Source organism: Celeribacter sp. SCSIO 80838, assembly GCF_056498065.1.
Genome location: NZ_JAZKMA010000001.1, coordinates 923,331 through 948,329, shown reverse-complemented (window position 1 = coordinate 948,329; position 24,999 = coordinate 923,331). Strand labels below are relative to the sequence as shown.

The window sequence follows — 24,999 nt, the reverse complement described above, 5'->3', positions numbered from 1 at the left end:
GTCAAACCAGACGTGCAATCATGTCAGGACGGAAACCGGACCAGTGATCCTCGCCTGCAACCACGACCGGCGCCTGACGATAGCCAAGCCCTGTAACATGGCTCATCGCCTCATCGTCTTGGGTCAGGTCGATCACATCGTAGTTCACACCTTTTGCGTCCAGCGCACGGGTGGTTGCGGTACATTGCACACAGGCGGGTTTGGAATAGACGGTGACGCTCATCTCTTGTCCTCTGCTCGTTGTCATTCAGAGTTCCCGAGCGCGGGCAGCGACACACCACCTCACACGCCCCCGAACCCTCCGTTCGTGGTCATTTTTAGTTCTGGCAGATATCCTGACTCGCAGCTCGAACACCTCCGCTCACCTTCCCAGCACAAGCCAGTGGATTTTGAACGTCGATTTGCCACTCACAGTTGCGGGGGCAGTGCCGGATTTTCACCGTCTTCCCTGTTCGCCCTTTGATTCCTCATTGGGCACCAGAACGCATTCTTTTTGCCAGTGAGACCCATATGGTGTCAATCTGAATATACCAGATGCAGTGGTATATTTTTCTCATCACACCATACATAGGGAAAATTACATCAAACCGCACAAGCTCACGCCCAAGAAAAACCGGGCGTAATGGACGAAAACTCCCATCCTGTTCATAAATTTCCATGCTGTTTGCCACCCTATTGTTTTCTGTTTTCCGCCCGATCACAAGCCCTGACATAAGTAAAAATGCCGCACGTCTTTGAGCGCCAGACACACTCGACCGCATCTCGAAAATTGAGCTTCCCTTGCTCCGGCGTCACAGAAGCCTTATGCACGAGCCGGACACCCAATTGTCAGTCGGATTTCAGCGCGAAAGGCCAGAGCCATGGCGAATTTTCTATATCAAAACGACCTCCCCGACGATCTCGATCTCGGGCCCGTGGTGGCGATTGATTGCGAAACCATGGGGCTGAACCCGCATCGCGACCGCCTTTGCCTCGTGCAGATGTCCGGCGGCGACGGCAATGCGCATCTCGTGCAGGTGGCGCGTGGTCAGACCGAGGCCCCCAACCTGTGCAAGATGCTGGCCGATCCGAATGTGCTGAAACTCTTCCACTTCGGCCGCTTCGACATCGCGGCGATGTATCACACCTTCCGCGCACTCGCAGAGCCGGTCTATTGCACAAAGATCGCTTCGAAACTCGTGCGCACCTTTACCGACCGGCACGGGCTCAAGAACCTGCTCGAGCAATTGCTCAAGGTCGATATTTCGAAATACCAGCAGATGAGCGACTGGGGCGCCGAGGAGCTGACCTCCGCCCAGCTCGATTACGCAGCTTCCGATGTGCTCTACCTGCATCAACTGCGGGACAAGCTGAACGCCATGCTCGAACGCGAAGGACGCATGGAAATCGCGCAGTCCTGTTTCGATTTCCTTCCGACACGCGCCAAGCTCGACCTCGAAGGCTGGCCCGAAATCGACATCTTCACTCACTGACATTTTCTCTGACCGGAGCGTCGCGACATGACACAGCCCGTCACTTTTCTCGACACTGCCCGCCGTGTGATCCGACAGGAGGCCGATGCGCTCGGGCTTCTGACCGAGAGCCTCGGCGCGGAATTCACCGAAGCGGTCGAAACGATCCTCGCCGCCAAAGGGCGCACCATCGTCACCGGCATGGGCAAATCGGGCCATATTGCGCGCAAGATCGCGGCCACCCTGGCCTCGACCGGCACGCCCGCGCATTTCGTGCATCCGGCAGAGGCGAGCCACGGCGATCTGGGGATGATCGGCGACGGGGATGTGTGCCTCGTGCTGTCGAATTCCGGGGAGACGCCGGAGCTCGCGGATGTCATCGCCTATACTCGCCGCTTCAAGATCCCGATGATCGGCGTGGCTTCGAACCCCGACAGCTCGCTCATTCGCGCCTGCGATGTGGCTCTGATCCTGCCAAAAGCGCCGGAAGCTTGCGGTCATGGCATCGTACCGACCACCTCGACCACGATGACACTGGCGCTTGGCGATGCGATTGCGATTGCGCTCATGGAACATCGCGCCTTCACCGCCGACAATTTCCGCGTCCTGCATCCGGGCGGCAAACTTGGCGCGCGCCTGACCAAAGTCCGGGCGCTGATGCACACCGACATGCCGCTCGTGAGTGCCGAAACCCCGATGCGCGAGACACTTTCGGTGATTTCGGACAAAGGTTTTGGCGTCGTCGGCGTCGTCGATCCGGAAGGTAAACTCACGGGGATCATCACCGATGGCGACCTGCGCCGTCATATCGACGGGCTTCTGGAAAAAACTGCGGGTGAGATCATGACAAGGGGGCCGATGACCATCACCGCCGATGCGCTGGCCGAAAAAGCCGTGGCGCGGATGGATGAGCGTGCAATCACCTGTCTCTTTGTGCGGGAAACTGCCGATGACGGACGTCCCTGCGGGATTCTGAAAATTCAGGACTGTCTTCGCGCCGGGGTCGTGTAAGACGTCCTTATGGCGCGGTTCGACAACTCCTATTCCAAATTCGTGGCCTTTGCGAAGGTCGCCTTGCCGTTGGCGAGCCTTGCGCTTTTGGCGACGCTGTTTCTGTTTGCCCGCGGCAAGGAAATCGGCATGTCGATCCCCTATGCCGATGTGGACCTCGAAACCCTGGCCCGCGAGCAGCGCATCGAGGGACCGTCCTTTGCGACCGTCACCCGTGACGGGGCACAGCTCGAGATTTCCGCAGATGTCGTGCGCCCGGACCTGTCGACCCCGGACGTGATCAATTCCACCATCGTGCGCGGTGCGCTCAGGATGCCCGACAATGGCTCCGTGACGCTCAAGGCCGACGATGGCGTGATCGACGGCCCCGCCCAGATCGCGGAATTGTCCGGCCATGTGGAGATCGAAACCTCCACCGGCTACACGATCACCTCCGAACGGATCGCAACACTTCTCGACGTGTCGAAGATCGAAAGCCCCGGAAGTGTCGAGGCGACCGGTCCCGCAGGCGATCTGACAGCCGGTTCCATGGAAATTTCACAGGATCCGGAGACCGACGCCTACCTTCTGGTTTTCAAGAACGGCGTGAAGCTGATATATCAGCCCTGATTTTCGAGGATTTGCACGTGCCCACCATCCGGACCCTTTCGCTCAGTTGCGCCCTGGCCCTTGCGCTCACCCTTCCCGGCCTGCCCACAATGGCGCAGGGCACACAGATCGCCTTCGGGGGGATCAGGCACGACAGCGCACTGCCTGTCGAGATCACCTCCGACGAACTCAGTGTCGATCAGAACACCGGCAAGGCCATCTTCACCGGCAATGTGGTGATCGGTCAGGGCACGATGCGACTCGCGGCCCGGACCGTCGAGGTGATCTATGCCAGCGACACCAGCCAGATCGCCCGGCTTCTGGCCTCCGGTGGCGTGACCATCACCAACGAAGGCGAAGCCGCCGAGGCACAAAACGCCGAATACAACCTCGAATCGGGCACCGTGACCCTGACCGGCAGCGTTCTTTTGACCCAGGGCAGCAACGTCATGTCCGGCGAACGCATGGTGATCGATCTGAACACCGGCACCGGTCGCATGGACGGGCGGGTGAAAACCATCCTGCAATCCGGGGCCGATCAATGAGCGATGCCACAGGGCTGAAGGTCCGCAATCTGCGCAAAGGCTACCGCAAACGGACCGTGATCCGCGACGTCTCGCTCGATCTCGAACGCGGTGAGGTTGTCGCCCTTCTGGGGCCGAACGGCTCCGGCAAAACCACCTGTTTCTACACCATCGCGGGGCTCGTCATGCCGGAAGGCGGCGAAGTCACAGTCGATGGGCGCAACATTACACTCTTGCCGATGTATCGCCGCGCCAAGCTCGGCATCGGCTACCTGCCGCAGGAGGCCTCCGTGTTCCGCGGGCTCTGCGTCGAAGACAACATCCTCGCCATTCTCGAAGTCTCTGAAAGCGACCCGCTCCTGCGCCGCGAAAAGCTTGAAGACCTGCTCTCGGAATTCTCCATCTCCCATCTGCGGCGCGCACCGGCGCTCTCGCTTTCGGGCGGTGAACGGCGGCGAGTCGAAATTGCGCGCTGTCTCGCGTCCGATCCCTCCTATGTACTGCTCGACGAACCTTTTGCGGGCGTCGATCCGATCGCAGTGGCGGAAATTCGCGGACTGGTTTCCGATCTTAAGACACGTGGCATCGGCGTCTTGATCACAGACCATAACGTGCAGGAAACATTGGGTATTATCGACCGCGCCTATATCCTGCACGACGGTCACGTCCTGATGTCCGGAACCAAGGAAGACATTGTCGCCGACGAAACCGTGCGACGCGTTTACCTTGGCGACAATTTCCGGATCTGAACGCGGGTTTCGATTGACATTCACCCGCATTCTGACGCCTTATAAGTGTCCAATGCGTGACGTAAGGATGAGAGTCTGCGCCATGGCACAAAAGAGCCACAGAGCGCCGGAAAAACGCCCCGACAGATTGTCCGGGTTCCCCCTCATTCGCATGCATTGTAACCCCGCTTTCAACAAAAACCCAGGACCTCGCATCCACGCCGGAGGAGGCGTTCAGGCGTAGGTCAAACAAAGAAGGAGGTATCTATGCGGTACCAAATCAGCGGAAAACAAATCGACATCGGTGAATCGCTTCAAACGCATGTGAAAACCGAGCTGGGCGTCGTCCTGGACAAATACGGACAACGTCCGACCGACGCGAATGTCGTGTTTTCCAAATCTGGGGCGGAATATGTTTGCGAGGCCGTGGTGCACCTGTCCTCCGGCCTGAACGCACAAGCCAGCGCAAAGGCTCATGAAATCTATGCCGCCTTCGACGAATGCGCCGAGAAAATGGACAAACAGCTGCGTCGTTACAAACGCCGCCTGAAAGATCACCACAAGGAGCGCACCGAGCCTGTTGAACTTTTCGGCGCTTCTCAGTATATCCTCGCCGCATCGGAACACGATGAGGATCAGGAACCGGAAACCCTGCAGCCAATGATCATCGCAGAGATGGAAACCAAGATTCCGACTCTGACGGTGGGCGAAGCGGTGATGCAGATGGAGCTTGCCGGGGCCCCTGTTCTTGTGTTCCACAAAGAAGGTAAGAACGGTGTAAACGTGGTCTACCGCCGTGCCGATGGCAACATCGGTTGGGTCGACCCCGACAACGCGAAATAATGAAACCGGCCCGCCTCGACGGGTCGGGGCGGGTAGTTTCAAATGAATATCGCAAAGATCTTGGATCCGCAGGCCATCAAGGTTGTGGGTAAAATGACGAGCAAAAAGCGTCTGTTTCAGGATCTCGGTGAGATCGCCGCAAGCGCATACAGCCTGTCGGAAAACGGCACGGTCGATGCGCTTCAGGCCCGCGAAAGCCTTGGCCCGACCGGTGTGGGCCATGGCATCGCGCTTCCTCACGCCCGCATCGAAGGTCTGGAGCGCGTTGTCGGCGCCTTCATGCGTCTCGAGAGCCCGATGGATTTCGACGCGGTGGATCGCCAGCCGGTCGATCTGGTCTTTGCCCTCTTCGCCCCGGCGGAATCCGGCGTCGATCATCTCAAGGCTCTGGCGCTCGTCTCCCGTACCATGCGCGACAGCGACATCTGCGCGAAATTACGCGCCAACAACGATCCGGCGACGCTGCATGCCATTCTGACCGAAGGACCGGCGATCAAGGCCGCCTGAGCCCCCCCCCCCCCCAGTTCAGCCCCAGGGCTTGAACCCGAACATCATGTAATCCCGCTGATAGGCCGTGCGCACGGCCTCCTCGACCTCGTCGTCGTAAATCTCGGCGAGGGTGATCGGCGTATCCTGCGTCTCCTCCTCGACCAAAGGGGGCAGCTTGCCCAGCGCACCGGCGAGATGAGTGAGATTTTCGGCAAGATTTTCTTCGCGCAGCACCATGTCGGGCAGGGAAAAGTCGGCAAACCCCTTGATCACCTCTGATTGCGACGCCCATGTGCCGTCGACACGGATCGACGTTTGACCGTTGAGGTTGCCGCGCACGAAATCCGCAAATTTGATGAAGGCCTCGCGATGCTGATCCCGGCTATATCCCGCATCCGGGCCGCTGATGGGCAAAGGCAATTTATAGGTCGCCCGCAGCGTTTCGCGGATGTCACCATAGGTTTGTCCGCCAACGTTCAGAATATATTCGCAAAACGTCCGGTGTAGCCGTTGAACCGGGTGAGAAATCACCGTGAAGCTGCGATGCCCCTTGTTCTGGCGTTTCCACTGACGCAGCGATTTCTGCGTGAACCCTTCTGTCAGCTCCTCCGGCGTCACCTTGTCGAGCGCGGCCATCCACGCCCGCACCGCGCCTTCAGGCCCGCTCCGGACCGGCATATAAAGCACGGATGTGGACTGACCCGCCACATAGGTCGGCACGGCCGGATGGCGACGCGGTTCAAAATTCGGCGTGTTCGACAGGTTGAAATGGTCAACGTTCGACAGGTCTGAGACCATTTCGGCGTAGTTCAAAACCTTATCCTCAAGACGCGCCGGGTTCTGCACCTTGGTCTTTTGATTGGTCTTCGCGCGCTCTTCGGTGACGCCAAGAAAATGCGCCAAACCGTTGAGAACCTCGATGTCCTGAATGTCTTCGTAATTGATGTAAAATGCCGTCTGACCGGTGGTTTGCAAGCTCCGTTGCAGGAAGAGCTGAAACTCTTTCAGCGCGTCGAGCATCTCCTGAAACTCGCGCCTCTCAAATCGCACCTTGGCGGATTTGGCGTCCTTGAGGTCGCCCAACCGCCATTGCCCCGTCGCCCCGGCGATCTTGCGCGACACATAGCTTTCCAAGGGATTGCGCGTCAGGATGATCTTGGCGCAACGCGGATCGTTGAGCACATGCGCCAGAACGCGCGGGTCGTGATCGTGGAAAAACCGAAAGCCGGAAAGCCCCTCTGTCTCCGCCTGCATCCGCCCAAGCAACGCGATCGGATCGGCCTCCCGCATGACCATCGAAACACCCAGCATTTCCTTTTGGTTCGACTTGCCGATAAACGCCGGATTGAACACCTCGCCCCAGCATTTCAGCCCCGGATAGGAATTGACGTTTTCTTCGAGAAAATTGGACCCGGTCCGCATCTCGGCGAAAATCACGAAATAATCGAAAGGCTTGGCCATGTGTTCGTTTTACCAGCGTTACTTTACAAGATAGGGCCGCTTGTGTTCCCGCGCCCGCATGTCGGGCTCGGACCCCGTCGGGAAATCGCCCATGAGATGCGGCTTCATCCCCTGGTTCTTCAAATTTTGCAGGAATTGCCCGAAGCCCGTCAAATCCCGCATTCGCGGTGCCTCGGTCAGACGGCGGACATTGCGCGGGCCGATCTCGTCGATGATCGCCTGCAAGGGCTCCATCTGGCTCTCAATGAAATCCGCCATGGTCCAGATCCGCACCCGCGCCTTAATATGCTGAGAGCGCAGAATCTCGAGATGCTCCGCCTCGATCCTCTGCAGGCGTGCGGCCTCACGTCGGATTTCCGAAAAGCTCTTGTTCGAGCGGAACAGGGCCACCGCCCAGGCACCAGAAATCACGGAAATCTGCGCATTGGGGTCGGTGGCGATCAGCCAGTTGATCGCCTGATTGTCGCGCGGACCGTACATGAAACATTGCCGCTCGCCGCGGGTATTCCAAATCAGTGACGTGAGAAAGCCGCAGGGGTTGTAATCACGCAGGGTCGCATGGCTGGAGAGCGCCCCGGAAAAGACCTTTTGTCCGCCGGAGAATTCCACCGCATCGGGTGCAAAAAGATGACCATGGACGCGCGCACTCACTGCCCGCGACAGCCATTCGTCGAAATTCTCGAACAGGTCCGAGAAGCCTTCGAACACCGAATAAGGCGCGCTGGTCTTGCCATGGCCTCTCCCGTGCCCAGGCATCCGGCTCTGCATATAAAGCCCCTCGCGCCCCATGATACGCCGCTCCACCGCCTTGGAGAAAATCCGGTCGATCTTGCCGGGGTTGGGCTCGGTCCCCTTCATCGGATTGCTGTCCGGGTTGAGGAAGGTCGCGTAGAGGCGTTCCGCCTTGGGCCAGATCTTGCGCGCCACGAAACAATCGGACCGCCGCAAAAGCTGTAGGTGGTCGTCGTAGAAAATATGCGGTTTGCCCTGATAGTCGAATTTCGACAGGGTCAGGGAGCGGCTTTCGATATTGTTCGAATAGAGCCGCACGAGGGTCTGGTAATAGCTTTCGTCCGGGATCCAGACCTTTTTGAAATAGCCATCGTAGAGCTTACGATCCGGGTCTTCGAGAATGGCAGACAGGGTCTGACGCGTCAGACACCACCATTGCGAGCCCAGATGCGGCACCAGCCCGTCGGGGATCTTGCGCTTGTATCCGATCCCGCGCTGAAGCGCGACATAGCGGTCGAACAACCGCCGCTGCTTTTTCCACGAAAACGGGAAACGCAGAGTGAAGCGCTCGGAATCGAGACCTCCAACGGTCCAGGGCACATCCTCGGTCGTCACGCTTTCGATGAAATTCGTCATCGGCCGCGCCGCGAGGTAGCGTTTCAGATCCTCAACCGGACGCAGCGGCAGGCAGGCTCCGGAGGACAGGTAGACATGTCGCGCCTCCGGAAAACGCGACAGCATCAATTCGGAGGCATCCTGAGATGCCGCCACCAGGGACCATGTGCCCCAGTCACAGGCATGACGTTTGGAGAACAGCACATTGTCCAGATCGGAGAGGCTGTCGACGAAGGGTTGATAAATCTCTTTCTTCACCCGCCGGTCGACATGGATCACGACTGGACAGCCGTGGGTCGCCCAATGGCGTGCCACCTGCTCGGCCCGGTCGAGCGCGGTGTGCACCAACATCACGAAGCCGACCGTCATGCCCAGTTCCCCTTGGACATAAGGCCCAGAATTTCGAGCTGACGCCAGTTGATGTATTTCTCCGACCAGTTGCACCACAGCTCCGGGTCATCCTTGATCCGGTTGTGATAGGCGAGATATTCGCGCGAGCCGGCGTAATGCTGACGGCGCTGCAATTCTTCTTCGGTCTTCTGCACGAAGGTGTTGAGAAACTTCGCATGCAAAAGCACACCGGAGGCCTTTTCCCCACCTTGCGTCTCATAGACGAAATTGAGCCCCCGCGGCAAAAGCATATGGGTCGAGTGCATGTAGGCATAATCGCGATGCCATTTAACCAGCGGAATCTTGTTCAGCGATGGCGCATTGAACGGATCGTCGTTGAAGAACAGCCGCGCACGAGGTCCCCCCTGAATCCAGAGATTGTAATACTCCGGGTTCATCGAAATCATGTAATTTCCGCTGTCAAACCATTCCGCAATCTCGAACGGGTTCTGCCCCTCACGATAGGGCTGCGCGTCGATCGGCCCTTTCGGATACATGTCGATCAGCATCGCCGAAAAACTGCGGAGGCCGGAATTGTCGAGCCAGTCGGTAAGCGCCGGGATCGGGCGGGTGTCGCAGAACGGAAAGACCAGAAACTCGTCCACGTCCACGGTGAGCGTCCAATGCCCGTGACAATGTTTTCGCGCGATCCAATTCATCCAATGCACACCGAACAGCGATTTGCGATAACTCGCCGTGGTGTGCCAGATCGAGATATCTTCCTGCCCGAGAAGGAATTCGCGCGAGCCATCGTCACTGTCATTGTCGACGAACAGGAAATGACTGACCCCCATATCTCTGTAATATTTGAGAAAATACGGAAGACGAATGCGTTCATTGCGCAGGGTGCAAACCACAAGAATATCGTCCGACCGAATGCGGGCGGTGTTGTCCTGAATCAACATAAGCTCCCGGCGCGCCCGAAAGGCCCGCCAGAGCGCCTGTTTGCGCCTCAGCCGCATCCTATATTGCAACAGCCTGCTCACCGATCAGCCTTAATGTTCCCCGGGATCGAATATGGCATGGCTTTCGCATCTGACTGAGCCATATTCGTGTCTTTTGCGGTTCAATCTACGTGTTTACGCCAAAAACGTAAACAATTCATATTAAATGGCAAAACTGTTCCATCAGCCCCGCCAATCACCCCGCGCCATCAAGCCAAGTTTTTCCAGCTGCCACCAATCCTCGTAGGCTACGGAAGCGCCATGCCAGAGTGTCGGTCCCGCGATCAGCTCATCGTAATAGGAGCCGAACTGGTCGGGATCGGCGAAATGCTGGCGCCTTTCTTTTTCTTCTGCGGATTTTTCAACCACGATCGACAGGAATTTCGTATGCAGAAGAACGCCTGACAAATGCACCTGCCCCGGGCCGTCATAGGCCAGATTCAGCTTCTGCGGCAGCATTGCATGAGTCGAATTCACATAGGCATAGCGCCAATGCCACTTCACAAGCGGCAGCTTGTTAAGTGTCGGACCACGTCGACGATTCCGGGCAAAGAAAACGCGCTCGCGAACACCGCCCTGGACCCAGAGATTGTTTTTCGGCTTCTGCCTCTCACTGCGATACGGGCCTGCATCGAAATAACGCAGAACCTCTAGGGGATCCTGATCCGGCGCATACACAACCTCATTGATCCCTTCCTTCGGATACAGTTCGAGCATCAGCGCCCCCATGGCCCGGACATCGACACTGTCCAGATATCGGGTCAAATCCGGCAAGGATCGGGTCTCATGGTAGGGGTAAATCAGCAATTCATCGGCATCTAGGGTCAGACACCATTTGCCATGCGCGTATTTCATCTGAAGCCATGTCGTCCAATCCAGCCCGAAGCGCGCCGCCTTGTAGCTGGCCGATGTCGACCAAAGCGACACGTCCGGCTGGCCGGACAAAAGCTGTGTCGTACCGTCAGAGCTGTCATTGTCGACAAAAAGAAAGTGGTTCACACCAAGTCGGCGATGGTGGTCTAGAAAATACGGCAGGCGTTGCGACTCGTTGCGCACGACCGCGACACAGAGGATCGTATCAGGTCCGATGGCAGATGTCCGATTCCGAACGACACGCAATCTGTGCCGGGCGCGAAACGCCCGCCACAGCAAATATCGCCGCATCACCCGCAACTTGTAGCTTTGCCAAACCCGGCTCAAATCCACCTCTTCCCCGAGATCGGGACGAGATTACGCGCTTTGTCGGGAAACTGGAAACCCGCATATACCAAAGGAGCCAAATGGCCCCTGTGGTGTGTCATTTTTCATAATGTCCGTTTTGGTGCCATCGCCAGGCATCGCCGATCATCTGCGCCAGATTCGACCGATCCGGTCGCCAACCCAGTTCCGTGATCGCACGCTCGGACCCGGACACAAGTTTGGTACAATCGCCGGCGCGCCGGTCGCCCTCGACATAAGGCACTTCCTTGTTGGTCACCGCCCGCGAGTGATCGATCACCTCACGCACGGAAAACCCTTTGCCAGTGCCGAGATTGAACACCCGGCTGCCCTTGCCATCCTCAAGCCATTTCAGACCCAGAACATGCGCGTCCACCAGATCGCAGACATGGACGTAATCGCGGATACAGGTGCCGTCGGGCGTGTCATAATCCGTGCCGAAAATCGTCAACGCCGCACGCTTACCGGAAATCGCGTCGAGCATCAGCGGGATGAGATGGGTCTCGGGCTGGTGGAATTCGCCCACCTCGGCATCGGGATCACCACCCGCCACGTTGAAGTACCTGAAAATCACCGACTTGAGACCGTAAGCCTGTTCGAAATTCTCCAGAATGTCCTCGATCGCCCGTTTCGAGGCGCCGTAGGAATTGATCGGAAGCTGAACAGAGTCTTCGTCCAACACCACATTGTCCTGGTCACCATAGGTCGCACAGGTCGAGGAGAAGACGAAATTCATACAGCCCGCCGCGACAGCCGCCTCGATCAGCGTCAAGGACCCGATGACATTGTTACGCCAATATTTGCCCGGGTCCTTCATGCTCTCGCCGACCTGCGAAAAAGCGGCGAAATGCATGACGGCAACCGGACGATACGCAGTGAAAACCTCGTCGAGACGGGCACGATCCAAAAGATCTCCCCGCTCGAAGGGGCCGAATTTCACCGCATCTTCCCAACCGGTCGACAGATTGTCGAAGGTTACAGGTACATAACCGGCCTCCCGCAGCGCCTTACAGGCATGCGAGCCTATATAACCCGCCCCACCGGTCACGATCACATTTCTGGTCATTACGGCCTCTTACTGAGCAGCGGCACGAACGGCGGAAAGTTCATCAAGGTATTCCTGAAGCTCATCGCGCAGATCGTCACGTGACAGGCCAAAGGCAATCGTCGCCTGAAGGAACCCGGCCTTGGAGCCGCAATCGAAACGCTGTCCAGAGAAGCGGTAGCCATAGACACCGCGCTCGGTCGCGATCTCGTCCGCGATCGCATCGGTGAGCTGAATTTCACCACCGGCGCCGGATTTCATCTGGTTGAGGTTCTTCATCACCGCAGGATCGAGGATATAACGCCCGATCACCGCCAGATTGGACGGCTCCGTCCCCGGCGCAGGTTTTTCGACCATGCCCTTTACCGACACGGTATCGCCCATGTCCTCTTTGATATCGAGAACACCATAAGAGGAAACCTTGTCCGTCGGCACTTCCATCGCGGCCACCATCGAGCCCCCGAGATCCTCATAAGCTTCGACCATCTGTTGGAGACAGGGTTTTTCCGCCGCGATCACATCGTCCGGCAGGATCACCGCAAAGGGCTCCTTCGGGTCCAGCAGGCGACGTGCGCACCACACGGCATGGCCAAGCCCCAAGGCCTTGTGTTGACGAATATAGGCAATGGCTCCGCTGTCCATATTGGTCGATTTGAGCACTTCGAGAAGATTGTCTTTGCCCTTCCGGCGCAGCTCCTGCTCAAGAATAGGAGAATGGTCGAAATAATCCTCAAGCGCGCCCTTGCCGCGCGAGGTGACGAAGATGAATTCCTTAATCCCGGCGGCGCGCGCCTCGTCGATCGCATATTGAATCAGGGGACGATCGACCAAGGTCATGATTTCCTTCGGAATCGATTTGGTTGCGGGCAAAAACCGCGTTCCAAGACCAGCCACCGGGAAAATCGCTTTGGTCACTTTGCGTGTCATTTTGTCTCCTTCGGCTCTTACTCACGAGCCAATCAAATTGCTTTCACCAGCTCTGACCTTACGCTCTCGAAGGCCGCGGGTCAGTATCATCCATATGTATTCACACAGGAATGCTACGGATTTGCAACCCCAGCCGCCACCGACCGATAAGCCGACGTATTTTTTGGGCAAATTATTGCCCGTAAAATTATTTCAGGGCACCGTCAGGCGAAGTTCATCTCTGCCAGCATGGACTCGATCCGCGGCACATCCTCGGGGTTGTTCAGCTCCCAGAACTGCCTCCCGCGCGCCTCCACCTCGACACAGAGCACCGGGCGCTCCCGCTCGAGAAAGCGCAGCTGTTCAAGACCCTCGAGACGCTCGAGCGGCCCCATCGGCCATTTCGGATAAGCGCCCAGCGCCGAAGGACGATAAGCATAAACCCCCACATGGTGAAACACCGGGGTCTCGTCCAGATCCGCATAGGTTTCGGAAGTGTAGGGAATCACTTCCTTAGAGAAATAGAGCGCTTTGTGATCCGACCCGAACACAGCGGTGGTGCCACCGACCCGACCCGCCCGACGATCTTCAAGAAACCCGTTCAGCGCCCGCCCGTCGCAGCGCAAGACAGGAGTCGCCACTTCGGCGGTCGGATGCGCTCGCAGACCTGCCACGAGATCCTCAACGAACCACGCGGGCGTCAGTGGCGCATCGCCTTGCAGGTTGACGATGATATCATAGCCTCCACCGAGGTTTTCCAACGCCTCCGCGCAACGTTCCGTGCCATTGGCACAGGATTCGGAGGTCATCACCACCTCAGCGCCAAAAGCCTCCGACGCCTCCCGAATACGGTCGTCATCGGTGGCCACCACAACCCGGTCCACGCCGCTCGCAGCCACTGCGGCCTCCCAGCTACGACGGATCAGCGACTTTTTCTCTCCGGTCGCCCCCGTCAACTCGACAAGCGGCTTGCCCGGGTAGCGGGTTGAGGCGAAACGGGCGGGGATAACGATCAGGACAGACATTCAGGCGTCTTTCAGCTCGACACCCGGCGCATAGGCGATGAAGAACGGATTGGCATAATCCGGCTTGCCATAGGTCAGAGGCGTATGATCGTCGAACCGCACGACATCGCCCCCCGCGCCCAACAAAACAGCATGGCCCGCAGCGGTATCCCATTCCATGGTCCGCCCGACACGCGGGTAAAGATCGGCCTCACCGGTGGCGACCAAGCAGAACTTGAGCGACGAACCCGCCGATTTGCTGTCCTTCGCCTTGTATTTGGCGAGGTAGTCTTCGGTTGCCTGATCACGGTGCGATTTCGACGCAACGATCATCAGCGCCTCATTGTCCGGCGTCGAGACCGTGATTTTCTTCATCTCGCCGGTCGTGTCTGCGACAAACGGCCCGATTTCCTCATAGGACTGACCGGAGGCATCCGTGATGAACAGCCGGTCTTTCGCAGGCGCATAGACCACACCGCGCAGCGGCACACCCTTTTCGACATAGGCGATATTCACCGTAAAATCGCCCCGGCGCTTGACGAACTCTTTCGTCCCGTCGAGCGGATCGACGATCAGGAAGGTATCCGCCTTGAGATCATGCGACGCCGCCTGTTCTTCGGTGATCAGCGTCACATCGGGAAAAGCGGCGCGCAGACCGGCCGAGATCAGCGCATCGGCGGCTTCATCCGCCTCGGTGACAGGGCTCTCGTCGGATTTGGTTTTGACCTCGAAATCGTCCGCATTGTAGATGTCCATGATCTTCTCACCGGCCTCAATGGCCAGCCGACGCATCACCGGGACGAGTTTGTCGAAATCCATATCCTACTCCTGTCTGTCACCACATTCGTTTTCGTTGAAAGAAAACGGCAAGAACCTTATGCTATGCGCTTATGGGAACAGCAAGAATTCCCTGTCGAACAGGCAAGATTCCAACACAGGACCAAACCGATGTTTCACTACTCGAGAAGCCAAAGCGGATTTTCCGCCGCTCTGACGGTCCTGCGTCTGATCTTCGTGAACACGGTGCGCCACTTACGTAAGAGCAATGGAAGCCCGATCATCGGCCTGTTGCTCAGCATCTCGCAGGCGATGGTGATGATTGTCGTCTTCTCGTTCATGTATACCATCTTTGGCGTCAGAAGCGCGGCCATTCGCGGGGATTTCCTGCTCTATCTCATGTCCGGCATCTTCCTGTTCCTAACCCACAACAAGGCGCTCGCAGCCGTTGCAGGGTCCGAAACCGCCACCTCGCCGATGATGCAGCACGCACCGATGAACACAGCCATCGCCATCATCTCATCCGCTCTGAGCGCTCTCTATATTCAGGTACTGACCATCACCGCGGTGCTCTGCGCCTACTCGCTCGGCTGGGGCACAGTGACTTTCGAAAACATACTTGGCGCGTTCGGCATGCTGCTATTGGCATGGGCCTCGGGTTCGGCGATCGGCATGGTGTTTCTGGCCGCCAGACCATGGGCTCCGGGCCTCATCCGCCTCCTGATCCAGATCTATACACGCGCCAATATGATCACCTCCGGTAAGATGTTCGTCGCCAACCAGACGCCGAACTATATGCTGGCGTTCTTTTCCTGGAACCCGCTCTTCCATACCATCGACCAGGCGCGGGGCTTTATCTTTGTCAATTACAATCCACACAAAAGTTCGATCATCTATCCAGTCGTATTTTCCCTAGTGTTCCTGACCATTGGACTTCTGGCCGAATTTTTCACCCGTAAACGCGTCTCGTTGAGCTGGAGCCGCTAACCGTTTCAGGTCACCACCCGAAGCGTCAGGTTGATCCGTCCGCCACGTGGCAAAAGCGTACTGCTTCCTGCTTTGACACGGTCAACGCCATGATAGAGTAGACGCGCCTCACCGGCCATCACAAGCACATCGCCCGAACTGAGCCAGACACTTTCGGTCTTGCCACCACGGGTCAGATTGCCAACCCGAAACAACGCCTCATCCCCAAGCGAAATCGACACCACCGGCTGAGCGAAATCCGCTTCGTCACGATCCTGATGCATCCCCATCTTCGCCCCTGCGTCGTAGAAGTTGATCAGGCAACTCTCCGGCTCTCGCTTCGTGCCAGCCACGTCACGCCAGATATCGAGCGCAATCCGAGGAATCGCAGGCCAGGCCAAGCCATCGGGATGCCTCTCGCTGTAACGGTAACCCTGCCGATCCGAAATCCACCCGAACCGCCCCGCCGAAGTCATGCGCACCGACATCTGTTTTCCTGACGACGTCACCGGATGAAACAGGGGTGCCTCACGCACGATTTCGCGCAGCGCCGCTACAAGCTGACGTTGCGCACCGGACCCGATCAACCCGCGAAACAGCGTCATCCCCCGCAAATTCAACATCTCAGCCCCCTGCATCCTCACATCTCCTCCCGCTTCCTCTGGAAATGACTCGATTTTTCCACACCTCAACCCCTTCGCACAACTTGCAGGCACGAAAACCCGTCCTTATATACGCCCAGAAGCCTTGATCGGACTGGTCATCAGACCTGATTGTCAGCCCGGTCAAAATCACTGGGATCGACCGCGGGTGCCGCAACGGGCCCAACGTCACAACATCGCCTAAGAGAGGATTTTGAGCATGGCCAAAGTCATCGGTATCGACCTCGGGACCACCAACTCCTGCGTTGCCATCATGGATGGTTCGCAGCCGCGAGTGATCGAGAACTCAGAAGGGGCGCGTACCACGCCCTCCATCGTCGGTTTCACCGACAGTGAACGCCTCGTTGGTCAAGCGGCCAAACGTCAGGCCGTCACCAACCCCGAAAACACCGTTTTCGCAGTCAAACGTCTGATCGGCCGTCGCATGGGCGACGAAGCCGTCGAAAAAGATAAGAAACTCGTGCCCTACGCCATCGTCGATGGCGGCAATGGCGACGCATGGGTTGAAGTCCGCGGCGACAAATATTCGCCGTCGCAGATCTCTGCCTTCATTCTCGGCAAGATGAAAGAAACCGCCGAGTCCTACCTCGGTGAAGAAGTGACGCAAGCCGTTATCACCGTTCCGGCCTACTTCAACGACGCTCAGCGTCAGGCCACGAAAGACGCGGGCAAGATCGCCGGCCTCGAAGTGCTGCGTATCATCAACGAGCCGACCGCGGCTGCGCTTGCTTACGGCCTCGACAAAGACGACACCAAAACCATCGCGGTCTATGACCTTGGCGGCGGTACTTTCGACGTGACCGTGCTCGAACTGGGTGACGGCGTGTTCGAAGTGCAGGCCACCAACGGCGACACCTTCCTCGGTGGCGAAGACTTCGACATGCGCATCGTGAACTACCTCGCCGAGGAGTTCAAAAAAGAGCATGGCGTCGATCTGACCAAAGACAAGATGGCGCTTCAGCGTCTGAAAGAAGCTGCCGAAAAAGCCAAAATCGAGCTGTCGTCTTCGTCCCAGACCGAGATCAACCAGCCGTTCATCTCGATGGACCCGTCTTCTGGCACCCCGCTTCACCTCGTGGTCAAACTGACCCGGGCGAAACTGGAAAGCCTTGTGTCCGACCTGATCAAACGCTCCATGGATCCGTGTAAAGCGGCTCTGAAAGACGCGGGCCTCACCACCTCCGACATCGACGAAGTCGTGCTCGTCGGGGGCATGACCCGTATGCCGAAAGTCATCGAAGAGGTGACCAAGTTCTTCGGCAAAGAGCCGCATAAGGGCGTGAACCCGGACGAAGTCGTGGCCATGGGTGCCGCCATTCAGGCCGGTGTTCTGCAAGGTGACGTGAAAGACGTTCTGCTGCTAGACGTGACCCCGCTGTCTCTCGGCATCGAAACGCTGGGCGGCGTGTTCACCCGCCTGATCGACCGCAACACGACGATCCCGACCAAAAAGTCGCAGATCTTCTCCACGGCCGAGGACAACCAGTCCGCCGTGACGCTCCGCGTCTTCCAGGGTGAGCGCGAAATGGCCGCCGACAACAAGATGCTCGGTCAGTTCAACCTCGAAGGCATCCCGCCGGCACCGCGCGGCATGCCGCAGATCGAAGTGACCTTCGACATCAACGCCGACGGTATCGTTGAAGTGGGCGCCAAAGACAAAGGCACCGGCAAAGAACAGAAGATCACGATCCAGGCTTCCGGCGGTCTCTCCGACGAGGACATCGAAAAGATGGTCAAGGACGCCGAGGCGAATGCCGAAGCCGACAAGGCCCGTAAGGAACTGGTCGAAGCGAAAAACCAGGCCGAAAGCCTCATCCACTCGACCGAGAAATCGATCGAGGAGCATGGCGACAAGGTCGACCCGACCACCATCGAAGCCATCGAACTGGCCATCGCTGCACTCAAGGACCAGCTGGAAACCGAGAACCCGGACAAAATCCGTTCCGGCATCCAGAACGTAACCGACGCGGCCATGAAACTCGGCGAGGCCATCTATAAGGCCGAGCAGGAGAAATCCGGTGGCGCCGGGCCTGACATGGACGATGTCGATATGGGTCCGTCTTCGGTCGATGACGACATCGTCGACGCCGACTTCGAAGACCTCGACAGCGACAAACGTTCGTAAACCGTAATCGCGGACACGATCGACCGGTCCGGAAATCCGGGCCGGTCATCGCGTTCCAGAAGGAGTAAAATCCATGGCAAAACGCGATTATTATGAGGTGCTTGGTGTCAACAAGGGCGCCGATGCCGCGGAGCTGAAGAAAGCCTATCGCAAGAAAGCGATGGAATTTCACCCCGACCGCAATAAGGACAATCCCGATGCGGAAGCCAAGTTCAAGGAAGTGAACGAGGCTTACGACACGCTCAAGGACCCCGACAAGAAAGCCGCCTATGATCGCTTTGGTCATGCCGCTTTCGAGCAGGGCGGCATGGGCGGCGGGCGTCCCGGTGGCGGGTTCGGCGGCGGTCAGGGCGATTTCGCCTCGGCCTTCTCCGACGTCTTCGACGACCTGTTCGGCGACTTTATGGGTGGTCCGCGCGGTGGCGGGGCCCGGTCGCGGGCTCAGCGCGGCTCGGACCTGCGTTACGACATGCGCGTCACGCTCGAAGAAGCCTATAAGGGTGCGCAAAAGACCATCAACGTTCCCACCTCCGTGGCGTGCAACAGCTGTCACGGTACGGGTGCCGCGAATGGTGCGGAACCGCAAACCTGTCCGTCCTGTTCGGGCATGGGCAAGGTCCGCGCGCAACAGGGATTCTTCACGGTCGAACGCACCTGTCCGGCCTGTGGCGGTCTGGGTCAGATCATCAAGGATCCCTGCCCCGATTGTCACGGCGCGGGCCGTGTGGAGAAAGAGCGCTCTCTGTCGGTGAACATCCCGGCGGGTGTCGAAACCGGCACGCGCATCCGTCTCGCTGGCGAAGGCGAAGCGGGGCTGCGGGGCGGTCCGACGGGCGATCTTTACATCTTCATCGAGGTGCGTCCGCATCCGATTTTCGAGCGCGAAGGCGTGAACCTGCATTGTACCGTTCCGGTCTCGATGGCCACGGCGGCGCTTGGCGGCGACATCGAGGTTCCGACCATTGACGGCGGGCGCTCACGAGTGAAGATCCCGGCCGGCAGCCAATCTGGCCGCCAGATGCGCCTGCGTGGCAAAGGGATGCCCGCGCTGCGCGGTGGCGGGCAGGGTGACATGTTCATCGAACTTGCGGTCGAGACGCCTGTGAATCTCACCTCGAAGCAGAAAGAACTGCTTCAGGAGTTTGAAAAACTCGCCGAGGACAACAATCCCGAAAGCTCCTCCTTCTTCAAGAAGGTCAAGAATTTCTGGGACGATATGACCAGCTAAGATCATGGAAGGGGCGCTTCGGCGCCCTTTCTTAATGCCCGTTAACTCCTTTTTTAGCGAATCGGGGCACGGTTTCTGTCATGACAACGCCCGTGACCCCTTCCGCATTTCGGGAAATGCCCGACTGGCTCTTCGATCTCGAAGAGGCCCGGCCAGTTGCCCTTCCCTCGCGCCCGCCCAGCTATTTGCGCAACCACCGCAAGCATTTGCAGGAGCGGTTCTTTGAAGGTGGCGCGCAGGCGATGCCGGATTACGAGCTTCTTGAGCTCATCCTGTACCGCGCCCTGCCCCGCGCCGATGTCAAACCGATCGCCAGCTCGCTTATTGACCATTTCGGCGATTACAACCGTGTCATCTCGGCCCCAATCCCGCGTCTTCTTGAGGTCGAAGGCATCGATCTGACCGTCGCGCAGGAACTCAAGATCGTCGAAGCGGCCGCCCATCGTCTGGCCCGCGCCCGCGTCATGCAGAGACCTGTGATTTCAAGCTGGGATGCGGTCATCGACTATTGTCATACGACGATGGCGCATCGCGAAACCGAACAGTTTCGCGTGCTCTATCTCGACCGCAAAAACATCCTGATCGCCGATGAGGAACAGGCGCGCGGTACGGTCGATCACGTCCCGGTCTATCCGCGTGAGGTGGTCAAACGGGCGCTGGAACTGAATGCCTCCGCCCTGATCCTTGTCCACAATCACCCCTCGGGCGATCCGACGCCTTCGGATGCAGACATCAGCATGACGAACCAGATCCGCGATGCGGCGGAGGCGCTGGACATCCAGCTCCATGATCATCTGATCATCGGCAAATCTATCGAGCTGAGCTTTCGCGGCTCCGGTTATCTCTGATCCCGGACCCAAACCTCGACCCGGCGGTTGAGCGACCGCCCCCAACCGATATCGTCACAGGCCAGCGGCATGGCTTCGCCATAGCCCTCTGCCGTCATCATCATGTACGCTGGCTCATAGGCCTCACCAAGGGCCTGACGCACCGCGCGCAGAACCGTTTCCGCACGACGTTTCGAGAGCGTTTTGTTGACAGCCGCAGCCCCCTGACCGTCGGAAAATCCTGCGAATGTCAGGGATTGTCCCTCGAAAACACCGGCCTCCAGAAGTTCGGCCAAAAGATGCACATTGGAGCGAGACTGGGCGTCCAAAGTTGTCGATCCCCCTTCGAAGCGGAACCCAAGCGTCAGGCGTTTGGCCCCTTGCAAAGCGCCGGTGACGTCCTGAAGGTCCTGAAGCGATACTTCTTCTCCGGCATGGGTGATCGCATTGGCAAAGCGCCGCCCCTGATCGCGGAACGACAATTCATCGACACCCTGATCGACGAAATCGGTCCGCGCCACAACGATCTGTGCCGCCGGCGAGCGCACGAAAGCAAGAAATTCGCGCGCTAAAACAGGCAAACGTCGCGCCGGAGTATAGAGGAAAACCGGACGCGTGAGCGGGTAGTCTTCGGTCTTGATGTCAGAGGGCATCGCCTCCGCCTCGAAGCCGCAAGCACCGCTCAGACCCACAGCCTTGACCGCACCGCCCTCGGACATGCGCCCAAGCCCGATGGCATAAGGGTCCTGCTGCACCGCCGCAACAAGTCCGTCGTAGCGGTCATGCAACTGCACCACCCCTTCCGGCACCTCGACACCCCGCCCGAGAATCATCCGCCGAAACTCACTGCCCTCCTGCAGATCGTCGCGCATCAGATGCGGCACCACCGGCGCATCGCCGCCGCCAATCTCCAGCCAATTGGTGATCTTGCCCGTGAAAATTCCCGCCAGATCGGCAAGCGACAGCCGCTCGATCCGGTTGGAACGCGACACCACCGGGATCAGCGCATCCAAGGCCACGACCCGTGCCCTCAGCGGGTCGGAGAGATCCCCTACACCTGCATCAAAGGCCAAAACCATCTCGCTCGGCGCGACCTTGCGCAGAGACAGGACGATGTCGGTGTTCTCCGCCACCAGATCGGCGAAACCTTCGGAGTTCGACGTGTCGGACAGGAGAAATTCGCCAACCGTCAGATCGTTGTCTGCATCGGTCAGGATCATGGAGGTCAGGCCCAGCTCGGGCGTGCTCGTAGCCACCGCATAGCCATTGCGCATGGCGAAGGCGGTTACGAGCGCCGGCAGGAGCGTGCGCGTCCCCTGAGCATCACCCGACATCCGGACCTGCGCATAATAGCCATCGAGATCGGGGCACCCCGGCCCTTCACAGCGCACACCGGAGCCGTCGACGGTGAGCACACCCAGATCGGTGTCCACCCGATAGAATTCACCATCGAAACTGAGAAACGTGCCGCTGATCGCAATCGAACCGTCACGAGACAGGAGATCCACATCTTGCGCTGCGGCGGGCTGTGACATGACCAGACAGGCGAGGAGGCCGAGCACGGAAAATTTCAACATGGGCGAGCCTCTGCGCTTTGAAACCATTGGCGAAAACTACCGTGCCGCCGGGAAATCAACAAGCAATGAAAAAGGCCCGCGCTTTCGCACGGGCCCGTTTTCGATCTGACGCCGGATCACACGGCGCCGTGGCAATGTTTGAATTTCTTGCCCGAGCCACAGGGGCAGAGATCGTTGCGCCCCGGATTGCCCCAAGTCGAAAGATCGTTTTCGTCGAACCCCGGAACGGCGTTCGGGTGCCCCTCTTCCGGTTCGTCCACCGGCTGCGGCGTTGCCCCGGCAGCGAGAGCCGCCTGTTGCTCCATGAGCTGTTGCAACATGGCGTTGCGCTCTTCCTCGGTCATCGGACGCACACGGGAGAGCTTTTGCGTCACTTCGCTGCGCAGGCTGTCGAGCATGCTCTCGAACAACTGGAAGCTTTCGTTCTTGTACTCGTTGAGCGGATCACGCTGGGCATAGCCACGGAAGCCGACCACGGAGCGCAGATGCTCGAGCGTCAGCAGATGTTCACGCCATTTGCTGTCGATCGTGTTCAACAAGAACTGTTTCTCGATCTGGCGCATCTGGTCGGCGCCGAAAGCCGCTTCCTTCTCCGCCATCATGGTGTCGGAGAGTTCGGAAATCCGCTCGCTGATCACCTCGTCATCGACGCCCTCTTCCTCGGCCCAGTCCTTGACCGGCAGATCCATGTTGAGCATCTCTGCAATGCTTTTGTGCAGCCGCTCGATGTCCCACTGATCCGGGTAGGATTTCGGCGGGATCGCCTCCTCCACCAGATCCTCGATCACCTCGTGACGCATGTCCTCGACGATCTCGTTGACGTTCTCCGATTCCATGATGTCGCGACGCTGGGAGAACACCACCTTGCGTTGGTCGTTCATCACGTCGTCGAATTTCAGAAGCTGTTTACGGATGTCGAAGTTGCGGCCCTCGACCTTCGCCTGCGCCTTTTCGAGCGATTTGTTGACCCAGGGGTGGACGATGGCCTCCCCCTCTTTCATCCCAAGCGACGACAACATCTTGTCGAGACGCTCGGAACCGAAAATCCGCATCAGATCGTCATCGAGCGACAGGAAGAACAAGGAACGCCCCGGGTCGCCCTGACGCCCGGACCGACCGCGCAACTGGTTGTCGATACGACGGGATTCGTGGCGTTCGGTAGCCAGAACGTAAAGCCCGCCTGCCTCCAACACACGTTTTTCTTCTTCGGCATGTTCCGCCTCGATCCGCGCACGGATTTCATCAGGTTCGGCCTCGGGGTTGGCGGCGATGGCGTCCATCACGGACATCTCGACATTGCCGCCGAGTTTGATGTCGGTGCCGCGCCCGGCCATGTTGGTGGCGATGGTCACCGCACCGAATTTACCGGCGTCGGCAACGATCTGCGCTTCCTGTTCGTGGTGACGGGCGTTGAGCACGTTATGCGTGACACCCTCACGAGTGAGGAGCTGTGACAGCTGTTCTGATTTCTCGATGGAGGTGGTGCCGACCAGAACCGGCTGACCCTTTTCGTGCGCCTCCTTGATCGACTCGACCACGGCCGCAAGTTTTTCGGCCTCGGTGCGATACACCCGGTCGTGTTCGTCGATCCGCTGAATCGGACGGTTGGTCGGCACTTCGACCACACCCAGCTTGTAGATCTCCATAAACTCTTCGGCCTCGGTCGCGGCCGTCCCGGTCATGCCGGAGAGCTTGTCATAGAGACGGAAATAGTTCTGGAAGGTCACCGAAGCCATGGTGATGTTCTCGGGCTTGATTTCCAGCCCTTCCTTGGCCTCGATCGCCTGATGCAGACCTTCGGAGAGACGACGCCCGGACATCATGCGCCCGGTGAACTCGTCGATCAGCATCGCCTCGCCGTTGCGCACGATGTAATGCACGCCGTTCTGGAACAGCTTGTGCGCGCGCAGGCCCTGATTGACGTGGTGCACGATGGTGGTGCTTTCCGGATCGTACAGGGTCTGACCCTCCGGCAGGAAACCGGCCTCATGCAGACGTTTTTCGAGATATTCGTTGCCCTCTTCGGTGAAGGTCACCTGACGGGTTTTCTCGTCGATCTCGTAATGCTCTTCGGTCAGTTCCGGGATCAGCGCGTCGATAGCTTTGTAAAGCTCGGACCGGTCGTCCGAGGGACCCGAAATGATCAGCGGCGTCCTCGCCTCGTCGATCAGGATCGAGTCGACCTCGTCAACGATGGCAAAATGATGCCCGCGCTGAACCATGTCCTTCAGCTCGGATTTCATGTTGTCGCGCAGGTAATCGAAGCCCAGCTCGTTGTTCGTCGCATAGGTCACGTCGCAGGCATAGGCCGCGCGCTTCTCGGCTTCGGGCTGGTTCGAATAGATCGAGGAACAGCTCATGCCGAGCGCTTCGAAGACATTCGTCATCCATTCGGCGTCGCGCTTGGCAAGGTATTCGTTGACCGTCACCACGTGAACGCCCTTGCCGGTCAGGGCGTTCAGATAGGACGGGAAGGTCGCGACGAGCGTCTTGCCCTCACCGGTCTTCATCTCGGCGATATTGCCCTGATGCAGGAAGATGCCGCCCATAAGCTGGGTGTCGAAGGCGCGCAGGCCAAGCGCACGGCGCGCAGCCTCGCGACAGTTGGCAAACGCCTCCGGCAAAAGCGCATCGAGGCTCTCGCCCTCGGCCACCCGTTTCTTGAATTCTTCCGTTTTCGCGATCAGGCCCGCATCGTCGAGTTTCTCGAACTCCGGCTCCAGCGCGTTGATCTTGGCCACGAGAGGTCGGGTCGCCTTGATCTTGCGATCATTGGGGGTTCCGAAAACCTTTTTCGCGAGTGTACCGATGCCCAGCATATTTTCTCCGCTCGATGCGTCCTGACAGGATCGTGTGAGAGGAGGGATTGCCCCGTTGCCTCACAACCC

General features: G+C 58.5%; 23 protein-coding genes and 1 riboswitch. Of the genes, 11 read left to right on the top strand and 12 right to left on the bottom strand.

Annotated features, from left to right (window positions below):
• Position 1: 1 nt before the first annotated feature.
• On the bottom strand, positions 2-223 hold the full coding sequence (nrdH, locus tag V1475_RS04620; RefSeq protein ID WP_434289689.1) for a glutaredoxin-like protein NrdH: 222 nt from the start codon (positions 221-223) through the stop codon (positions 2-4).
• An 85-nt stretch (positions 224-308) separates the two neighbouring features.
• Positions 309-497: riboswitch (cobalamin riboswitch) on the bottom strand.
• Between the two features lie 363 nt (positions 498-860).
• Here nrdH and V1475_RS04615 point away from each other — a divergent pair.
• From V1475_RS04615 to V1475_RS04585, 7 genes are all read left to right on the top strand, one after another.
• Positions 861-1,472 (top strand): ribonuclease D, encoded by a 612-nt coding sequence (locus tag V1475_RS04615; protein ID WP_479411816.1) that lies wholly within the window; start codon positions 861-863, stop codon positions 1,470-1,472.
• Between the two features lie 27 nt (positions 1,473-1,499).
• Positions 1,500-2,462, top strand: coding sequence for a KpsF/GutQ family sugar-phosphate isomerase (locus V1475_RS04610; protein WP_479411815.1), 963 nt, complete (start codon positions 1,500-1,502; stop codon positions 2,460-2,462).
• A gap of 9 nt (positions 2,463-2,471) precedes the next feature.
• Positions 2,472-3,071: an LPS export ABC transporter periplasmic protein LptC gene (gene lptC, locus V1475_RS04605; protein ID WP_434289692.1), complete on the top strand. Its 600-nt coding sequence runs from the start codon at positions 2,472-2,474 to the stop codon at positions 3,069-3,071.
• Between the two features lie 17 nt (positions 3,072-3,088).
• Complete coding sequence (gene lptA, locus V1475_RS04600) at positions 3,089-3,595, top strand: lipopolysaccharide transport periplasmic protein LptA (protein WP_479411814.1); 507 nt, start codon at positions 3,089-3,091, stop codon at positions 3,593-3,595.
• Positions 3,592-4,323, top strand: a complete 732-nt coding sequence (gene lptB, locus V1475_RS04595) for an LPS export ABC transporter ATP-binding protein (RefSeq protein ID WP_434289694.1) — start codon at positions 3,592-3,594, stop codon at positions 4,321-4,323. The genes lptA and lptB overlap by 4 nt, the downstream gene beginning before the upstream one ends.
• Before the next feature lie 246 nt (positions 4,324-4,569).
• Positions 4,570-5,145 carry a ribosome hibernation-promoting factor, HPF/YfiA family gene (gene hpf / locus V1475_RS04590; protein WP_434289695.1) on the top strand — a complete coding sequence of 192 codons (576 nt, stop codon included), beginning with the start codon at positions 4,570-4,572 and terminating at the stop codon, positions 5,143-5,145.
• 42 nt (positions 5,146-5,187) lie between these two features.
• Positions 5,188-5,652 (top strand): PTS sugar transporter subunit IIA, encoded by a 465-nt coding sequence (locus tag V1475_RS04585; RefSeq protein WP_479411813.1) that lies wholly within the window; start codon positions 5,188-5,190, stop codon positions 5,650-5,652.
• An 18-nt stretch (positions 5,653-5,670) separates the two neighbouring features.
• Here V1475_RS04585 and V1475_RS04580 read toward each other — a convergent pair whose 3' ends face one another.
• The 8 genes from V1475_RS04580 to cysQ form a co-directional block, all read right to left on the bottom strand.
• Entirely contained in the window at positions 5,671-7,095 is a 1,425-nt protein-coding gene (locus V1475_RS04580; protein ID WP_479411812.1) for a nodulation protein NodH, read from the bottom strand.
• Positions 7,096-7,113: 18 nt separating this feature from the next.
• Positions 7,114-8,811 carry a DUF5927 domain-containing protein gene (locus V1475_RS04575; protein WP_479411811.1) on the bottom strand — a complete coding sequence of 566 codons (1,698 nt, stop codon included), beginning with the start codon at positions 8,809-8,811 and terminating at the stop codon, positions 7,114-7,116.
• Positions 8,808-9,794 carry a glycosyltransferase family 2 protein gene (locus V1475_RS04570; protein WP_479411810.1) on the bottom strand — a complete coding sequence of 329 codons (987 nt, stop codon included), beginning with the start codon at positions 9,792-9,794 and terminating at the stop codon, positions 8,808-8,810. The genes V1475_RS04575 and V1475_RS04570 overlap by 4 nt, the downstream gene beginning before the upstream one ends.
• 165 nt (positions 9,795-9,959) lie before the next feature.
• Complete coding sequence (locus tag V1475_RS04565; protein ID WP_479411809.1) at positions 9,960-10,982, bottom strand: glycosyltransferase family 2 protein; 1,023 nt, start codon at positions 10,980-10,982, stop codon at positions 9,960-9,962.
• A 91-nt stretch (positions 10,983-11,073) separates the two neighbouring features.
• Complete coding sequence (gene galE, locus V1475_RS04560; RefSeq protein ID WP_434289701.1) at positions 11,074-12,060, bottom strand: UDP-glucose 4-epimerase GalE; 987 nt, start codon at positions 12,058-12,060, stop codon at positions 11,074-11,076.
• 9 nt (positions 12,061-12,069) lie between these two features.
• Positions 12,070-12,966, bottom strand: a complete 897-nt coding sequence (locus tag V1475_RS04555) for a UTP--glucose-1-phosphate uridylyltransferase (protein WP_434289702.1) — start codon at positions 12,964-12,966, stop codon at positions 12,070-12,072.
• 203 nt (positions 12,967-13,169) lie between these two features.
• A complete protein-coding gene (locus tag V1475_RS04550; protein WP_434289703.1) occupies positions 13,170-13,970 on the bottom strand; it encodes a 3-deoxy-manno-octulosonate cytidylyltransferase in 801 nt (266 codons plus the stop codon).
• On the bottom strand, positions 13,971-14,768 hold the full coding sequence (cysQ, locus tag V1475_RS04545) for a 3'(2'),5'-bisphosphate nucleotidase CysQ (protein ID WP_479411808.1): 798 nt from the start codon (positions 14,766-14,768) through the stop codon (positions 13,971-13,973). It lies immediately after the preceding gene.
• A 129-nt stretch (positions 14,769-14,897) separates the two neighbouring features.
• On the opposite strand from cysQ, the gene V1475_RS04540 reads away from it, so the two are divergent.
• Positions 14,898-15,713 (top strand): ABC transporter permease, encoded by an 816-nt coding sequence (locus V1475_RS04540; RefSeq protein ID WP_434289705.1) that lies wholly within the window; start codon positions 14,898-14,900, stop codon positions 15,711-15,713.
• A 5-nt stretch (positions 15,714-15,718) separates the two neighbouring features.
• Here the strand turns inward: V1475_RS04540 and V1475_RS04535 are convergent, their stop codons facing one another.
• Positions 15,719-16,315 (bottom strand): alpha-ketoglutarate-dependent dioxygenase AlkB family protein, encoded by a 597-nt coding sequence (locus V1475_RS04535; RefSeq protein WP_479411807.1) that lies wholly within the window; start codon positions 16,313-16,315, stop codon positions 15,719-15,721.
• Positions 16,316-16,553: 238 nt separating this feature from the next.
• On the opposite strand from V1475_RS04535, the gene dnaK reads away from it, so the two are divergent.
• The 3 genes from dnaK to radC all read left to right on the top strand — a co-directional run bounded on the left by dnaK (position 16,554) and on the right by radC (position 20,555).
• Complete coding sequence (dnaK, locus tag V1475_RS04530) at positions 16,554-18,479, top strand: molecular chaperone DnaK (protein WP_479411806.1); 1,926 nt, start codon at positions 16,554-16,556, stop codon at positions 18,477-18,479.
• A gap of 73 nt (positions 18,480-18,552) precedes the next feature.
• Positions 18,553-19,707 (top strand): molecular chaperone DnaJ, encoded by a 1,155-nt coding sequence (gene dnaJ, locus V1475_RS04525; RefSeq protein ID WP_479411805.1) that lies wholly within the window; start codon positions 18,553-18,555, stop codon positions 19,705-19,707.
• 80 nt (positions 19,708-19,787) lie between these two features.
• Positions 19,788-20,555 carry a RadC family protein gene (radC, locus tag V1475_RS04520; RefSeq protein WP_479411804.1) on the top strand — a complete coding sequence of 256 codons (768 nt, stop codon included), beginning with the start codon at positions 19,788-19,790 and terminating at the stop codon, positions 20,553-20,555.
• On the opposite strand, the gene V1475_RS04515 is transcribed toward radC, so the two are convergent.
• On the bottom strand, positions 20,546-22,111 hold the full coding sequence (locus V1475_RS04515; RefSeq protein ID WP_479411803.1) for a substrate-binding domain-containing protein: 1,566 nt from the start codon (positions 22,109-22,111) through the stop codon (positions 20,546-20,548). The two genes, radC and V1475_RS04515, sit on opposite strands and share 10 nt — an antisense overlap.
• Before the next feature lie 116 nt (positions 22,112-22,227).
• A complete protein-coding gene (gene secA / locus V1475_RS04510; RefSeq protein ID WP_479411802.1) occupies positions 22,228-24,930 on the bottom strand; it encodes a preprotein translocase subunit SecA in 2,703 nt (900 codons plus the stop codon).
• Positions 24,931-24,999 lie beyond the last annotated feature (69 nt).

Excerpts from the sequence above, each read along its gene's own strand:
- nrdH (WP_434289689.1), bottom strand. The coding sequence starts at position 223 with ATGAGCGTCACCGTCTATTCCAAACCCGCCTGTGTGCAATGTACCGCA.
- V1475_RS04615 (WP_479411816.1), top strand. The coding sequence starts at position 861 with ATGGCGAATTTTCTATATCAAAACGACCTCCCCGACGATCTCGATCTC.
- V1475_RS04610 (WP_479411815.1), top strand. The coding sequence starts at position 1,500 with ATGACACAGCCCGTCACTTTTCTCGACACTGCCCGCCGTGTGATCCGA.
- lptC (WP_434289692.1), top strand. The coding sequence starts at position 2,472 with ATGGCGCGGTTCGACAACTCCTATTCCAAATTCGTGGCCTTTGCGAAG.
- lptB (WP_434289694.1), top strand. The coding sequence starts at position 3,592 with ATGAGCGATGCCACAGGGCTGAAGGTCCGCAATCTGCGCAAAGGCTAC.
- hpf (WP_434289695.1), top strand. The coding sequence starts at position 4,570 with ATGCGGTACCAAATCAGCGGAAAACAAATCGACATCGGTGAATCGCTT.
- V1475_RS04585 (WP_479411813.1), top strand. The coding sequence starts at position 5,188 with ATGAATATCGCAAAGATCTTGGATCCGCAGGCCATCAAGGTTGTGGGT.
- V1475_RS04580 (WP_479411812.1), bottom strand. The coding sequence starts at position 7,095 with ATGGCCAAGCCTTTCGATTATTTCGTGATTTTCGCCGAGATGCGGACC.
- V1475_RS04575 (WP_479411811.1), bottom strand. The coding sequence starts at position 8,811 with ATGACGGTCGGCTTCGTGATGTTGGTGCACACCGCGCTCGACCGGGCC.
- V1475_RS04570 (WP_479411810.1), bottom strand. The coding sequence starts at position 9,794 with ATGCGGCTGAGGCGCAAACAGGCGCTCTGGCGGGCCTTTCGGGCGCGC.
- galE (WP_434289701.1), bottom strand. The coding sequence starts at position 12,060 with ATGACCAGAAATGTGATCGTGACCGGTGGGGCGGGTTATATAGGCTCG.
- V1475_RS04555 (WP_434289702.1), bottom strand. The coding sequence starts at position 12,966 with ATGACACGCAAAGTGACCAAAGCGATTTTCCCGGTGGCTGGTCTTGGA.
- V1475_RS04550 (WP_434289703.1), bottom strand. The coding sequence starts at position 13,970 with ATGTCTGTCCTGATCGTTATCCCCGCCCGTTTCGCCTCAACCCGCTAC.
- cysQ (WP_479411808.1), bottom strand. The coding sequence starts at position 14,768 with ATGGATTTCGACAAACTCGTCCCGGTGATGCGTCGGCTGGCCATTGAG.
- V1475_RS04540 (WP_434289705.1), top strand. The coding sequence starts at position 14,898 with ATGTTTCACTACTCGAGAAGCCAAAGCGGATTTTCCGCCGCTCTGACG.
- V1475_RS04535 (WP_479411807.1), bottom strand. The coding sequence starts at position 16,315 with ATGTTGAATTTGCGGGGGATGACGCTGTTTCGCGGGTTGATCGGGTCC.
- dnaK (WP_479411806.1), top strand. The coding sequence starts at position 16,554 with ATGGCCAAAGTCATCGGTATCGACCTCGGGACCACCAACTCCTGCGTT.
- dnaJ (WP_479411805.1), top strand. The coding sequence starts at position 18,553 with ATGGCAAAACGCGATTATTATGAGGTGCTTGGTGTCAACAAGGGCGCC.
- radC (WP_479411804.1), top strand. The coding sequence starts at position 19,788 with ATGACAACGCCCGTGACCCCTTCCGCATTTCGGGAAATGCCCGACTGG.
- V1475_RS04515 (WP_479411803.1), bottom strand. The coding sequence starts at position 22,111 with ATGTTGAAATTTTCCGTGCTCGGCCTCCTCGCCTGTCTGGTCATGTCA.
- secA (WP_479411802.1), bottom strand. The coding sequence starts at position 24,930 with ATGCTGGGCATCGGTACACTCGCGAAAAAGGTTTTCGGAACCCCCAAT.